The organism is Paenibacillus lactis (genome assembly GCF_017873605.1).
Lineage (GTDB): Bacteria > Bacillota > Bacilli > Paenibacillales > Paenibacillaceae > Paenibacillus_AQ > Paenibacillus_AQ lactis.
On record NZ_JAGGKI010000010.1, the window covers coordinates 173,425 to 188,039 of the forward strand.

The following is a 14,615-nucleotide window of genomic DNA, read 5'->3' on the forward strand; positions in this document are numbered from 1 at the left end:
TATGTATTCTCGCTTACTTACCCAAACCGAAACTTTGTGAAACGATGTTGCTAGATGTTTCTGAAAACTATACACTGATCCTACATCCCATCAAGGAGTGTACGCAGATGGAAAACATTCTGGTCACCGGATATCGGGCCCATGAGCTCGGTATCTATAGCAACAAGCATCAAGGCATCCCCTATATCCGCAAAGCGATAGCGAACCGGCTCATTCCGCTGCTTGAGGAAGGATTGCAATGGGTCATCACCCCCGGACAATACGGAGTCGACTTATGGGCGATCGAGGCCGCCATCGAGCTGAAGACAACGTATCCCCAGCTGAGGTGCTCCATTCTTACCGCCTACTTGAATCCTGAGGAGCAGTGGAACGATGACAAGAAGTCCTATTTCCAGCAGCTCATGAAGGGGGTCGACTTTTATGCCGCTGTCAGCAAGGAGCCCTATCGTGGCCCATGGCAATTCACGGCCAGGGATGATCTCCTTCTTCGCAAAACCGACGGCATCCTCCTCGTTTATGATGAAGACGCAGGCGAAGCGAGCCCGAAATTCATAAAGGAACGCGCATTAAACAAGCAAGCGAAGGACGGATACCAGGTCCTCAGCATCGGATCGGAAGAAATACAATCGGTTGCCGATGAAGAGAGCATGAACCGGGACTTCTGATTCGCCGCTTGTGCCAAGGCGATGACCGTTATAAAAGAGCTCTTTTTTTCGTAATTTCGAAAAAGAGCTTTTTTTTATATGTAAAACACATCTGCTGCAGCCTTAAGACAGCAAGTAATCGTCTATGCTGGTATAAGCATATCCGTGTGCAGCTGCGACCGCTTCATACGTTACTTTGCCGCCGATCACGTTAATGCCCTTGGCCAGCGCCTGATCCTGCCGGGCGGCGGATCGTATGCCTTTATTCGCGATCTTCAGTCCATACGGAGCCGTAACGTTTGTCAATGCCAGCGTCGAGGTGCGCGCTACGGCACCCGGCATGTTAGCAACGGCGTAATGGATGACGCCGTGCTTCTCGTAGGTCGGATGATCGTGGGTGGTAATCCGGTCAATCGTCTCGATAGAGCCGCCTTGGTCAATCGCCACATCCACGATGACGGATCCGGGGCTCATCTCCTTGACCATCTCCTCGGTAACGAGCCGAGGGGCTCGGGCACCCGGGATAAGGACGGCTCCAACGACGAGGTCTGCCGTTTTCACCGTTTCCGCAATATGATACGGGTCCGACATAATGGTTTTAACTCTCCCCTGGAATAAATCGTCCAGCTGACGAAGTCGGACCGGATTGATATCCAGAATGCTGACATCCGCGCCAAGACCGAGGGCAACCCTGGCGGCATTCGTACCGACGATGCCTCCTCCGATGACAGCCACCTTGCCCGGAGCTACGCCGGGAACGCCGCTGAGCAGCACTCCTTTGCCGCCGTGCGCCTTCTCCAGGAAATGGGCGCCGATCTGAATGGACATTCTGCCGGCCACTTCGCTCATCGGCGTCAAGAGCGGCAAACTGCCATCCGGAAGCTGAATCGTCTCATATGCCACCGCGCATACCTTGCGGTCTACCAATGCTTTTGTCAGCTCCGGCTCGGGAGCCAAATGCAGGTAGGTGTAGAGAATCATATCTTCTTGGAAGTAATCGTATTCCTCCTGCAGGGGTTCCTTTACTTTGACGACCATTTCGGCCTTCCATGCATCTGCGGCAGTTCCTACCACTTTCGCCCCTGCCGCGATGTAATCCTCGTCGGTGAAGCCGACGCCGAGACCGGCACCGGATTGCACCAGCACTTCGTGCCCGGCCTTTGTATAGCTGACGACAGTGCCCGGCGTCATGCCGACACGATGCTCATTATTTTTAATTTCCTTAGGAACCCCAATGATCATCCTATGGCCTCCTTCTTCATTAAAACTTGACTCTCCACTTGCATGCATTGTAAACCATTTCCATTGTGCACGCTTACCTGTTTTAAAGTCAAGTTTATCCATTCATAATTTTGAAAGAGAAGATGTTTGCAACGGGACGCTACGTGTTCGCGTTTGTATGATTTTTCGTATAAATGCATGAGGGTTGACGCTTTCGCAATGGCTTTTGCACGACTTTTTGTACAAAATTTCTGAGGGCATGGATTTAGCAGTCTCATTTTTTGAAATATTCGTCAAATTTGTGAAATGGGGCCTTTGCTCCCCTTTAGTACAACTTTTCGCAAGATACGCGCTTTTGCTTGGGCAAGTGCGGCCAAAAAAGACCTCCGGCCGCATAAAACGGCCGGAGGTCTACCATTGCGGCGATCTCGAGCACCCTTGATCCATGATTCATGATTAATGCTGCTTAGATTCAATGATTCATCGACTTTTATGGCTTTCATTACATCGATCGCTTCCATTGACTCATTGCTTCCAACGATTCCATTAACTCCGTTAACTCTATTAACTCCATTAACTCATGGACTCCATTTTCTTCCATTCACTCCAGACCGGGCGATATTTTCTCGCGGTCTTTCCCCTTGTCGGATTCACCCGCATTCCGATTAGCCTGATCCCGGTCCTGACGCATCTCCTCGATCGTCTTCACCTTCAGCCGGGCGGCGCCTTCATAGCTTCGGGTCGGAAGAAGGCTGCCAGCGGCCAGCCGCTGCTTCGCTTCGGCTATGGCGTCCTTGTATTGGGGCAGCCAAGCTTCCCCGGCTACAAGCATCTCGTCAACCAGCTGCCAGATTTCCTTCGGATTGCACACCGCCCCGACGAGCGGATCCATCATGAATGCTTGCCGAAGCAGCTGATCGTCGCCATGTACGGCCGCTTCCACCGCTAACCGCTGTACCGAAATGCTCGCATTGCATACGGCTGCGGGACCAAGCGGCAGCTCTCCTACGAGCGGCATGGAGATCCCGTTCCGGTCGACATATCCCGGCGCTTCGATGACGGCATCGTCCGGCAGATTAGAGATAACTCCCTGGTTGACGACGTTGAAATGCCCTCGATAGACCCGCCCGGTCTCCAAGCCTTCAATGATATAGGAGCCGTGCTCTTCCCCACGGTTCTCTTGGGTGTAGCTGACAGCCGGATCCTTCATCCAGTTCGGGAAATCCGTCTCGAACCAATTCCTTCCCTCCGTGCAGACACGAAGATAGCCGCCGGTTTCTCCGTTGATCCAGCTGCCCAGGTCGATCCAATCCGGGATCTCCTCCGGACGCTTGCGGTACCACGGCACGTATTCGCTCAAATGGCCGTTGGACTCCGTGCTGTAATAGCCGAAGCGCCGAAGCATATCGATCCGGACCTTCTCGGTACGGCTGTATTCCGGATGGCGCTCGAACGCCTCCAGCAGCCCCTCGGTCAAATCCCTTCCCTGATGCGATGCTTTTATATACCAAGTCTGATGATTGATGCCCGCGCAGACAATGTCCACGTCCTTCTTGTCCAGCCCGTAGACCTCGGCAATCTGATGATGGCCGTGTTGAACCCCGTGACACAAGCCGATCGTGCGAACGCCGCCGTACTTATTGCAAGCCCATGTCAGCATCGCCATCGGGTTGGAATAGTTGAGAAGCAGCACATCCGGCAGGCAAACCTCCCGAATATCCTTGCATATGCGAAGCATTTCGGGGATTCCGCGCTGACCGTACATAATGCCGCCCGCGCATAGCGTATCGCCTACGCACTGATCAATGCCATATTTAAGCGGTATATCCACATCCGTCTGAAAAGCTTCAAGCCCTCCAACGCGAATCGTGCAAAATACGTACTTGGCACCCGCCAGCGCTTCTCGACGGTCCGTCGTCGATTGGATGGTGATCGGCAATCCGTTCTCGTTGATGTCCCTCTGGCAGAGTTCGGTGACCATCGAGAGATTGCGCTCGCTGATATCCGTGAAGGCAATCTGAATATTCCGGAATTCCGGTACAATCAAGAGATCCCGCAGCAGTCCGCGGGTAAACCCTATGCTTCCAGCTCCGATAAACGTTACCTTAAACGACATTCGTTCTTCACTCCCAGCTTCAATATCGGTTGAAGCTATTGTAGCAACGAACCCGCGGTAAGCGTTATCAATATCATGACTTCTTTGCTTTCATCCGAGTCAAATATTCTAACCTGCTCTAGGAGTGATTGCTGATCTCGTCCTGTTTCCAGGAATTCCGGTCCTTCGAATGCCGGTATTCCACCGGCGTGCTCCCCGTATATTTCTTAAACAGCAGGTGGAAATACTGCCTGCTGGAAACGCCGACGTAATCGGAAATTTCATGGATGGGGATATCGGTCTGTTCCAGCAGCAGCTTGGCTTTTTCCATGCGGATCATCGTCAAATAATCCGTGATTGTTCTCCCGGTCCCCTTCTTGAACACGCGGTGAAGGTACCCCGGGTGCAGATTGACTTCAGCCGCAACATCCTTCACCTGGATGTTCCGGTCATAATTATGATGCAGAAAATCAACGCACCGTTTGATATAGAATTCGCTGGAAGGAACGTCGCTGCTCTCACGCTCCTTATACAGCCGGGCAACACACACAAGCAGCTGGATAAACATCAGATGCGTCATGAGCGTTCCTTCCGTTCCCCGCTGGTCAAGCTCCAGCACCAGGCTCTTCAGCACCGGATATACCTCTTCCCGATCAGCTAACACCACAAAAGGAGAGGTCTGTCCGATCAAGGAGTACACCGCCGCTTCCTCATCTGCGATATGGCGCAAGGAGGGTGAACTGCTCTCACGTTCCGCAAAACCGAATTCCACGTTAAGCATGCGGCATGAAGCCGCCTTGTCTACGATCAGCCGGTGGGGAACCTTGGCATCCAAAATAATGAACTCCCCTTTTCTCAGCTTGATCCCCTTCTCCTCATTTCCGTCCTTCACTTCGATGCGGCAGGTCCCTGAAATCATGTACATAATTTCCGTTGAATCATGGTGATGAAACGGCATCGTATAATCCGTCCACTGCTTATAGTAATACGCATAAAACCGGGGAATAAAATTGCCGCTCAACAACTGCCGCTGAAACAGGCTGCCAAACATGCCGCTGTCCTCCAATCTCTTCCAAAGCAAAAAAGCCTGGCCTTAGGGCCAAGCTTATCACCATTTTCAAGGACTTGCCATCAGATTTTAAACGCCGAAACGGTATGGTTCAGCTCATCGGCCAGCTCGGCGAGAGATTGCGCGGTAGCCGCAGTCTCTTCGCTCGTCGCAGCGGTTTCCTGCGTTGAGGACGAGATGTTCTCAATCGCGGACCCCACGGATACGGCCTGAGCCGCCTGCTCCTCACTCGCGGCAGCGATATCCATCACCTTCGCGGCAGACTCGTTCACCATGCTGACGATGCGCTCAAAGGCTTCACCGGCCTGCTCGGTGGACCTGACTCCTTCGTGCACCGCCTCCGCGCTGTCGGTTGTATTTTGCTGCATGCCCTTTATAATGTCGGCGATCTGCTTCGTCGCTTCTCCGCTTCGGACGGCCAGCTGGCGCACTTCATGAGCCACGACCGCGAAGCCTCTGCCGTGATCTCCGGCACGTGCGGCTTCAATCGCCGCGTTCAGCGCAAGCAGATTCGTCTGTCTCGCAATGTCATCGATCACCAGCGTAATCTCACCGATCCGCTGCGAATCCTGCTCCAATCTCGCCATATGCTCGCGAACGCGATTCATCCCTTCAACCGATTGGTGGACCACCGCTCCGCCTTCGGACGCCACCTCGGCTGTCTGATTGACGAGCTCGGATGCCGACGAAGCGCTGCTTGCCACCGATGTAATGGCCGTCGACCATTCCTGGAACAGCTCGCTCATCGTCTGTACGGACTCGGCTTGCGTGCTGCTGCCGACCGCCAGCTCCTCCGCCCCTGCCGATAGCTGCTGGGAAGCCTCCGCAACCGAGAGGGCATTGCTGTTCACGCGCCCGATCATCGTCCGCATGCTCTCGCCCAGCTGCTTAAATACCCGGGACAGCGTTCCGATCTCATCGGCCTTGGCCAAATAGGCTTCCGGGATTTCTTGCGTAAAGTCTCCGCGCGACATGGATTCGCCGATCGCAACCGCTTGACCAAGCGGCTTCACGATGGATCGGGTCAGAAGCGTAACGACAATCGCCATTTCAAGCAGCGTCACAACGCCAGCGATGATAATCAACTGCAGCAGCCTGTCCGATTGGGCCGTAATCTCATCGGTCGGAACAATGATTGCGACTGACCACGGCGTCTCCGTATGCCCTGTCCGGACCGGGGTGTAGAGCTTGAACAGCTCATCATCCTGTTCGGAATATACCTCGCCCTTTGCAATGGCACTCAAAATATCGCCGGCCGTCTCGCCCGGATAGGCATCTTCAAGCCGCTGTCCCATCCTTCCATCCTCCGGAGAGGTCACGATCACCCCGGTATTGGAGTAGATATGGGCATACCCGGTTTCGAACAATTTGAATTGCTCCATCACCGTTTGCAGCGCCTCCAGCGAAACATCCACGCCAACGACCCCGATCGTCTTTCCGTTCTCGATAATCGGCACGACAAGCGACGTCATCATCATCTCTTCACCGCCGACTTTGAAGAGGTAAGGATCCATAATAACCTCTTTGCCGCTGTTCTTCGCAAGCAGGTAAAAGTCTCCTTCACCTTCCGCAGTATAATCATCCGTAATCGGCGTGTGCTCTAGACCGGATTTCGTTCTGGCCCAATAAGAGATCATCCGTCCGGAAGCATCGCTCCCCAGCTTGTTCCGGAATTCCGCATCCCGGCTGTCGAAGGCATTCGGCTCCCAAATGGTCCAGATTCCTTCCCAGGACGGATTGCCCTCCAAATTCATCCGCAGCATTTCGCTTACCACCTCACGATTAGCCGCGCCGGTCTGTTTCATACCGATAAAGCTGGCGGACAAGGTTCTTGCGCTGTTCATCACATCGTCAAGCTCCCGCTGAACAAGGGCGCCGATCTTCTCGCTGTGCGTAAATGCCAGTGTTCTGGCGGAATCCAGCGCTTCGTCTTTCGTCGTAAAGCTGATATATGTAATCATTCCTCCCAGCAAAATCGTAATTGACCCTAGAATGACCCACATCATTCGCGTCCGAAGCTTCATTGCAAATAATGATTTCAACCTCTCCCGTAATCCCATCAATCGTTCCCCCCGCCTCTTCTGGTTGCAGCCTTCATGATTTCCTCTTCTAGCTGAGCTAGGATGACATCAATCTCCTCGGGCGACAAGAGATCGTCCGCAGTAAATTCTAGGTCTTTTGTCATACCACAAGCTCCCACCCTTCCTACGTTAAGACTATATTCATCTAGTAACTTAAGCATATACACTCGCTTACGGTTCGTAACCGAAATTTTATTGCGTGATCACGCATTTTTTTTGCGGGGTACCTAACCACAATGCTGCTGCTTTATCGTAACTTGCCTTGGTATGAGCCTGTAGAGCCCAGTCAGGGAGAAACGAAGAGCGATTAGAATGAAGCCATGCGATTCTTCTCCACCATTATTATTGCATTTGCACAAAATCGGTATCGGACAGGATTCCGAGCTGTTTCGCCTTGATGGCAGCCTCGATTCGGGATTTGACACTCAGCTTCTGGAACAGGCTCGTTAGACAGTACTCAAGCGAACGCTGGCTCATCATGATCGTTCCCGCAATTTCTTTATTGCTCTTCCCCCGCGCTATTTCCTTTAGAATGTCGTATTCCTTGTTCGTGATCGACTGGGCTTGGTTGCCCGGGGCGCGTTCCAGCATGGTACCCGTTGTCCGGCGAAGCTGCTTCACCAGCCCGAGCGGAAGAACGACCTCCCCCCGAAGGGCGCACCGGACTGCCGTGACAAGCTGCTCCTTTCCCGCCGTCTTCAGTACAAAGCCTGACAACCCGGCATCCATGATCAGATTGAAGTGATAGCTCACTTCAAAGCCGGTATAGATAAGCATGATCGCATCCGGCATCAGCCCAAGAATCTTCTTCGCCAAATCAATGCCGTTCATGCCCGGCATATGCATATCGATCAGCATCACATCGAAATGCCGCGATGTAACGAGCTGGAGCGCCTGCTCCGGCGTGTATGCAAGCATGACTCTCATATCCTCCTCCTGTTCAAGCAGCATCTTCGTTCCCTCCATTACGGAGGGATGGTCGTCCACCAATAAAATTTCAATCATCCCTTAACCCCCTCGATCTACAGCCTGCATCCCAGGTCCAGGCTTATCTTGCCGTTACCGAAATATATACAGCCAGTCCGCCGCCTGCGGCTGAAGCGAACGCGATGGTCCCGTTCATGCAGCGCACGCGCTCCTTCATCCCGTGTATGCCCATGCTGCTGAATTGATCCCTCTGCTTCTCCAGATCTTCCAGCTCCATGCCGATGCCGTTGTCCTCGTAATTCAGAATGACCTGGCCTGATCGGGTGGACAAGCCCAGCTTTACCTCCGTTGCATTGGAATGCTTGGTCGCGTTTGCAAGAAGCTCCTGCACGATCCGGTAAAGTCCGATAAGTCTGTCGTCGCTGAGATCATCTTCGAATGCCGAGCAATCGAACGAAATGGAATAATTGGTACGCAGCTGCGTGAATTCAAACAGCGCCTCCAGCGACCGTTCAAGTCCCTCTTCCTTCAGAAGCGGCGGCCGGAGCTCATTGCACGTAATCCGGATTTGATAGATGACGTCGAGCAGTCCCTGCTCAATCTCCTCAAGCTGACCCCGAAGCTTTGGAGGCAGCTCCGTATCCGTGACGATCTGGTTCAGCTTTCTGTACCATATAATCTGCTCTTGAAGAGCCGCATCATGGAGATCCTGGGAGAGGCGCTTCCGCTCGTTCTCCGAGAGGTGAAGCATAAGGCGCAGCAGCCATACGGGCTGCCGGGAGGACCCCAGCTTCTCCAGCTCTGCGGTCAAATCCTCGATCACGCGGAAATTATCATACAGCACGCTCACATAACGCGAGATCGTCTCCAGCCATATTTTTATCGCTTCGTACTGAAGCAACGCCACTTTCTCGCTGATGTAAATCATGCTGTGATCCCCGTTGATCTCGCCGATCTTCACGAAATATCCGCCTGACGTCTCGTGCAGCTTGCAGAGCGGAAGCTGCTCGGGATGGCGATCGCAAATCGCATACAGAGCGTCTTTGGAGAATTCCCCGGCACCTCCTGAGACGCAGAACTCTGAGCTGCCGCAGTTCAAGGTGACGAGGCTGACCTTCTCGGTTTTAAGCACTTTTTGGATTTCCTCGACGATCCTTGTATTCAGTTCACTGATCTTCACCATCCCGAACAGGTCCGAGGAGAACCGGTCAAGGCTCATCTGCAGCTGGAAATATCGCTCCTCGCTCTCCCTTATCAGCTTCTCCGCCGCATTCCGCTCCCGCTCCGCCCTCTTCTCCTCCGTAATATCCCGGATAATCGTCAGTGCTGTATTGTCCCCGATATAAGGGATTGGGGCGGTAACGACCTCGATATCGATGACCGTGCCGTCGATTTGGATAATCTGGCTCTCCACCAGCGTTGCAGTGGCCCCTTGCTCATAGACTCCCTTGACCTCCCTTCGAACCAGGTCAATCTGATCAGGGGGAACGAATTGCTCATACCCCCTCCCTTCAAGCTGAGCGAGATCCGAGACGCCAAGCAGGCGCATGCCTGCCGGATTCATATAAATACATTCAAAATTCGAATGAAGCACCATCGCGACCGGAGCGATATCCAAAATATGGCGGTTGATCCGTTCGCTGTCGATCAGGGCCCGCTCGGCCGCTTTGCGGGCCGTCACATCCTCGAAGAAAATTCGGACCGCATCCGTTTCGTCGTCGGGCAATGCCGTAACGATAACGTCCACCTTGGCCCCGTCCATTCTCCGGATCGACAGCTCTTCAGGGACGACATTCCCCTTGCGAATGCGCTCGATGACCCTGCCCTGCTTGCTCTGTTCCCAGGGCTCGTACAGCCAGTCCCAAGGATCGGTCCCGAGGAAATCCTCCGGGCCGCCGGCACCCACAATCCGCAGTCCGGCGGGATTGACATAGACCAGCTTGTGCTGCCTGCATACGGCAATGGCCACCGGCGAAGATTCGACGAGCCTGCGGTATCGCTCCATGCTTTCTTTTAGCGCCTGCTCCATCTTTTTGCCCTCCGTAATGTCATGAAGCGCCTCTTCCATCTTATAGCGGGAAGTAACGTCGATCGCGATGCCATCCACCCGGACCATCCGCTTCAGCTGATCCATGGTCGGGATCATCTTCACCTGGACCCAGCGCACATCGCCCGCGGCATGGACGATCCGATATTGCGTATGGACAGCTTCTCCCTGCCGCAGCTGTAGAACGCATGATTCAAGCAATGGCAGATCCTCCGGGTGAATCAGGGCTCTCCATGAGATGCCGTTCTCGAAATGCTCCGCCAAATAGCCGCTCATTTCATGAAAGGCCAGGGAGGCGTTAACAATCCGCCCCGCTCCGCAGTCATAAGACCAGATGCCGACATCGAGCGTATGCAGCAGATCGTCCAGCATTCGAAATCTGCTTTCCGCCTCCGCGAGTCTTTTTTTGTCGTCTTTTATCGAATTTCGTTGCTTATGTCTCCTCACCATGATCATCCCGATCATCAACGCGTATATGGCGAGGATAGCAAACGCCGTCCAGAAGTTTTCGTGTCTCAATAAGCGGTTCATCCCTTCTTCGTCATCCATTCTGTCGATGCCATGCCCGATCCAGTCTCACTACCTCCATGGAATGAATCGAAGGGCAGCCAAATGATATATCGGCAAATTTTGCACAAATGCGAATATCGAACGAAAAAAATCTTTGCACACAGACTGCAGTATTGCATCTGCCCCAATAGAATAAGCGGGACGTCCTTGACCGCCTGCTGCTTCTCACCTCCGAAAAAACAAATGCCCGTAAACGGTTCGTTTCCGTTTACGGGCAGCTCTGTGCTGACATGCAACAGCCGGCGTGATAAGCAATCAGGCGAGATCCCACTCCGAATGGATTTTCGGAACATCGGAAATCAGCTGGCGGGTATACGGGTGCTTCGGATTCAGGATGACTTCCTCGGCCGGCCCCTTCTCAACCACTTTCCCCTGCTCCATGATGTAAAGCGTATCGCTCACATAATAGGCCAGGCCGACGTCATGGGTAATGAAAATAATCGTCATATTGTTCTCCTCCCGCAGCTTAAGGAGCATATCCAGGATGGTCGATCTGGAGCAGGCGTCGACCATGGAGGTCGGTTCATCGGCGATAAGCAGCTTCGGATGGAGGATAAAAATTCTCGCGATCATAAGCCGCTGCATCTGTCCGCCGGACAGCTCGAACGGGTACTTATTGTGCAGCTCCTCGTATTTCAGATTGACGAAGGAGCAGGCCTCCTTCATGCGGCGCAGCTGCTCCTCCTTCGTCAGCTTCTCCCCCTGCAGCTTGATGCAATCGAGGAGAAGCTTCTCGACTCTATAGAACTGATTGAAGGAAGAGAACGGGTCCTGAAAGATCGCCTGAATATGCTTCCAATATTTTCTCCGGTCCGAATGCCGCTTCAGTCGCCTCGGCTTGCCCATATATTCGATCGTTCCGGCGCTTTCCTTCAGCAATCCCATAATCAGTTTGGCCAGCGTCGTCTTGCCGCTTCCGCTCTCTCCGACGATCGATATAATCTCGCCTTCATGAAAAGCGAAGCTGACATTGTCAACCGCGGTCGTCTTGTTGCCGCCGAAGCCGAATACCTTCGTCAGATTCTTTCCTTCGATCAGCACGTTATTCCCCTTCATTCGCATACCACTCCCTAAGCGTTTCAGGCTCGACGATGCATCGGTACGTCCGGTCCCCCAAGGTTTTGTTCGCAATCTTTCCCTGGCGGCACGCTTCCTGGGCATACTTGCAGCGATCCGCGAACCGGCAGCCCTCCGGGACGTTCTTCAGGTTCGGCGGCGTTCCCGGAATGGCCGCCAGCTTATGGCCCTTCATGCCTTCCTCCGGCACGATGATGGAGCCCATCAGCTTCTTCGTATATGGATGGATCGGATCAAAGATCATCTGCTCGGCGGTTCCCCGCTCCACGATCTCGCCCGCGTACATGACCATAATGTCATCCGTGACATGGTACAAGAGCGGCAGCTCGTGCGTTATGAAGACGAGCGACCGGATAAAGCCTTTGTCCAGCAAGCTCTTCAGCAGCTTGATCACCGCCTTTTGCGACGTAACGTCCAGGGCGGAGGTCGGTTCGTCCGCGATCAGCACTTTCGGGTTCAAAATGGTGGAGATCGCAATGACGGTCCGCTGCTTCATGCCGCCCGACAGCTCATTCGGATACGCATTCAGCACCCTCGGCGACAGGTTCAGCGTCTCGAACCGCTCGGCGGCCATATCCCATACCTGCTTCTTGGTCAGCTCGGGCCGATGCTCCTTCATGATGTCCTCGATGAAACGAATGATCCGCAGCGTCGGATTCAACGCATTCATTGCCGCCTGCGGAATGTAGGAGATCTCCCTGCCCGACACTTGGGAGCGCAGCTGCTCCTTCCCGAGCTTCATGATATCCCTTCCGCCGACGATAATGGAGCCGCCTCCGAAATGAAGCGGGGGAAAGTAAAATCCCATCAGGCTTAAGGCCAGCGTCGATTTGCCGCAGCCCGATTCGCCGGCGATGCCGAGCGTCTTTCCCTCCTCCAGCGCGAACGTGACGCCATCCACCGCATAGACATGCTCCTTGAGCCGGGTCCGGTAATACGTCTTCAATTCGTTGACTTCCAGAATATGCGTACTCACGTCATCCATCAGCTCCTAATCTTCGGATTGAATATTTCGTCCATGCCCGTATTCATCATGTACAAGGAGAACGTGATCATGGCGATCGAAATCGCCGCCGGAATGAACGCCCACCATGCGCCGGCTACCGGGGCTTCAAACACGAGCGCCCAGTTCATGATGATGCCGAGCGAAATCGTATTGTACGGGCCGAGTCCAAGCATGGAGATGGAAGCCTCAGACAGGATTCCCGACGCGGTCTGCAGCACGAAGGCCATGACGACATAGGAAGCAATATACGGAAGAATTTCAGACACGATGATCCGCGGCGTGCTGTATCCGGATATTTTGGCGATATTCACGTGATCCCGGTTCCGAAGCGAGGAGGTCTGGGCCCGCACGGCCCGCGCCGTCCACGGCCAGCTGGTCACCCCGATGATGACCGCCGTCACGAAGGAGCTCCGTGAATCGATGCTGACCGAGATCAGAATGAGAATGACAAAGGACGGAATGACGATGAAAATATTCGTGACCGCGGTCAGCAGGTTATCGATCATGCCGCCGATATATCCCGAGGTCAGTCCGATCACGAGCCCGATCGCGGTAGCGAACACGCCGGCAATAAGCCCCACCTGGAGCGATGTGCGGATACCGTAGATCAATTCCAGAAACAAATCCCTGCCGAAGTTGTCGGAGCCCAGCAGCAGCTTGGCATCGGGCGGCTGGTACGCAAGCGCGATCATCTCCAGCGGGTCGCTGCGGTTAAACAGCGGATAGATCAGCACAAGACCGATCATGGCCAGCAGCGTGCACGCCCCGAACATGAACTTCGGCGACTTGATCAAGATGCGGAATGAACTGTTCATATCACTGATCCTCCATCTGCGCGGCCTTGATTCTCGGATCGATCCAGCCGTATATGATATCGATCGTGAAGTTGGCGAGCAGCACGGCAATCGCGATGAGCAGCGTGCAGCCCGAAATCAGCGGATAATCCAGCTGCCGGATGGCGGTGAACATCCAGGTGCCGATGCCCGGATAGCTGAATACGATCTCGCAGATCAGGGAGCCGCCGACCATGGTGCCGATGGACAGGGCAAGCCCTGTAATCTGCGGCAGCATGGCGTTGCGGAACACATATCTTGCAATCCGGGAATCCCGGATGCCGAGCAGCTTGCTGTAGAGCACATAATCCGAGTTCAGCTCGTAGATGGACATTTCCCGCATGCCGATCGCTTGGCCCCCGATCGTGACGAGTACGATCGACAGGAAGGGCAGCGTGTGATGGCGGATGACCGAAGCGAAAAATTCCCAGCTTAAGGAAGGCACCAGCTGGTAGTCATAGCCGCCGTGCAGCGGGAACCAATTCAGGGACAGGGCGAACACGTACAGCATAATGATCGCCAGCGTAAAGAACGGGATGGAATTCACGAACAAGGCGACCGGAAAAATCACTTTATCGAACACGCCTTTGCGGTATGCGGCAACGGCGCCGAGGATATTGCCAAGCAGCCATCCGACCAGGATGGCCGGCAGCTGAAGGCCGATCGTCCACGGGACGGCGGAGGCCAGAATTTCCGTGACGGGCTTCGGATACAGCCCGAAGGACGTGCCCAGATTGCCGCTGAGCAGATTTTTCACATAGATCAAAAACTGTTCGCCCAAGGGCTTGTCGATGCCAAACTCAATAAGGAACGTCTCGTACACCCGCTTAATGGTGTCGCTGTCCGTCATGCCCTGCGTCATCTCCGAGACGATCATGCTCACCGGATTGCCTTCGATCATGCGCGGCAGCAGGAAATTAAGCCCGACCGCAATGACCAGCGTAAGGAAATACCAGAAGAACTTCTTGACGATGTATTTTCCGTAAACGCTCAAGCAGCTCACCCCCATGGCCTGTAAGTTGTCGCGACATGTTTCGCTGGAAAA

13 protein-coding genes are annotated in these 14,615 nt (G+C 54.0%); 1 reads left to right on the forward strand and 12 read right to left on the reverse strand.

What is annotated here, in order from left to right; genetic code table 11:
• The first annotated feature begins 107 nt into the window (after window positions 1-107).
• Window positions 108-665 (forward strand): SLOG family protein, encoded by a 558-nt coding sequence (locus J2Z18_RS19010; RefSeq protein ID WP_007130865.1) that lies wholly within the window; start codon window positions 108-110, stop codon window positions 663-665.
• 102 nt (window positions 666-767) lie between these two features.
• On the opposite strand, the gene ald is transcribed toward J2Z18_RS19010, so the two are convergent.
• The 12 genes from ald to J2Z18_RS19065 all read right to left on the reverse strand — a co-directional run bounded on the left by ald (window position 768) and on the right by J2Z18_RS19065 (window position 14,564).
• Window positions 768-1,886: an alanine dehydrogenase gene (gene ald, locus J2Z18_RS19015; RefSeq protein ID WP_007130866.1), complete on the reverse strand. Its 1,119-nt coding sequence runs from the start codon at window positions 1,884-1,886 to the stop codon at window positions 768-770.
• Window positions 1,887-2,158: 272 nt separating this feature from the next.
• A complete protein-coding gene (locus J2Z18_RS19020) occupies window positions 2,159-2,386 on the reverse strand; it encodes a hypothetical protein (protein WP_040738904.1) in 228 nt (75 codons plus the stop codon).
• A gap of 80 nt (window positions 2,387-2,466) precedes the next feature.
• Window positions 2,467-3,981 (reverse strand): alpha-glucosidase/alpha-galactosidase, encoded by a 1,515-nt coding sequence (locus J2Z18_RS19025; protein ID WP_007130867.1) that lies wholly within the window; start codon window positions 3,979-3,981, stop codon window positions 2,467-2,469.
• Between the two features lie 118 nt (window positions 3,982-4,099).
• The gene (locus tag J2Z18_RS19030; protein WP_007130868.1) at window positions 4,100-5,011 is read right to left on the reverse strand and encodes an AraC family transcriptional regulator; all 912 of its coding nucleotides are present in this window, start codon (window positions 5,009-5,011) and stop codon (window positions 4,100-4,102) included.
• Between the two features lie 80 nt (window positions 5,012-5,091).
• Window positions 5,092-7,089 (reverse strand): methyl-accepting chemotaxis protein, encoded by a 1,998-nt coding sequence (locus J2Z18_RS19035; RefSeq protein WP_210095177.1) that lies wholly within the window; start codon window positions 7,087-7,089, stop codon window positions 5,092-5,094.
• A complete protein-coding gene (locus J2Z18_RS30810; protein ID WP_276825062.1) occupies window positions 7,089-7,214 on the reverse strand; it encodes a hypothetical protein in 126 nt (41 codons plus the stop codon). The genes J2Z18_RS19035 and J2Z18_RS30810 overlap by 1 nt, the downstream gene beginning before the upstream one ends.
• 238 nt (window positions 7,215-7,452) lie before the next feature.
• Window positions 7,453-8,115, reverse strand: a complete 663-nt coding sequence (locus J2Z18_RS19040) for a response regulator transcription factor (RefSeq protein WP_007130870.1) — start codon at window positions 8,113-8,115, stop codon at window positions 7,453-7,455.
• A 43-nt stretch (window positions 8,116-8,158) separates the two neighbouring features.
• The gene (locus J2Z18_RS19045) at window positions 8,159-10,603 is read right to left on the reverse strand and encodes a sensor histidine kinase (protein ID WP_245256071.1); all 2,445 of its coding nucleotides are present in this window, start codon (window positions 10,601-10,603) and stop codon (window positions 8,159-8,161) included.
• Between the two features lie 306 nt (window positions 10,604-10,909).
• Entirely contained in the window at window positions 10,910-11,710 is an 801-nt protein-coding gene (locus tag J2Z18_RS19050) for an ABC transporter ATP-binding protein (RefSeq protein ID WP_007130872.1), read from the reverse strand.
• Complete coding sequence (locus tag J2Z18_RS19055; RefSeq protein WP_007130873.1) at window positions 11,697-12,707, reverse strand: ABC transporter ATP-binding protein; 1,011 nt, start codon at window positions 12,705-12,707, stop codon at window positions 11,697-11,699. The genes J2Z18_RS19050 and J2Z18_RS19055 overlap by 14 nt, the downstream gene beginning before the upstream one ends.
• 8 nt (window positions 12,708-12,715) lie before the next feature.
• On the reverse strand, window positions 12,716-13,552 hold the full coding sequence (locus J2Z18_RS19060) for an ABC transporter permease (protein ID WP_007130874.1): 837 nt from the start codon (window positions 13,550-13,552) through the stop codon (window positions 12,716-12,718).
• A gap of 1 nt (window position 13,553) precedes the next feature.
• Entirely contained in the window at window positions 13,554-14,564 is a 1,011-nt protein-coding gene (locus J2Z18_RS19065) for an ABC transporter permease (RefSeq protein WP_007130875.1), read from the reverse strand.
• Window positions 14,565-14,615: the final 51 nt, after the last annotated feature.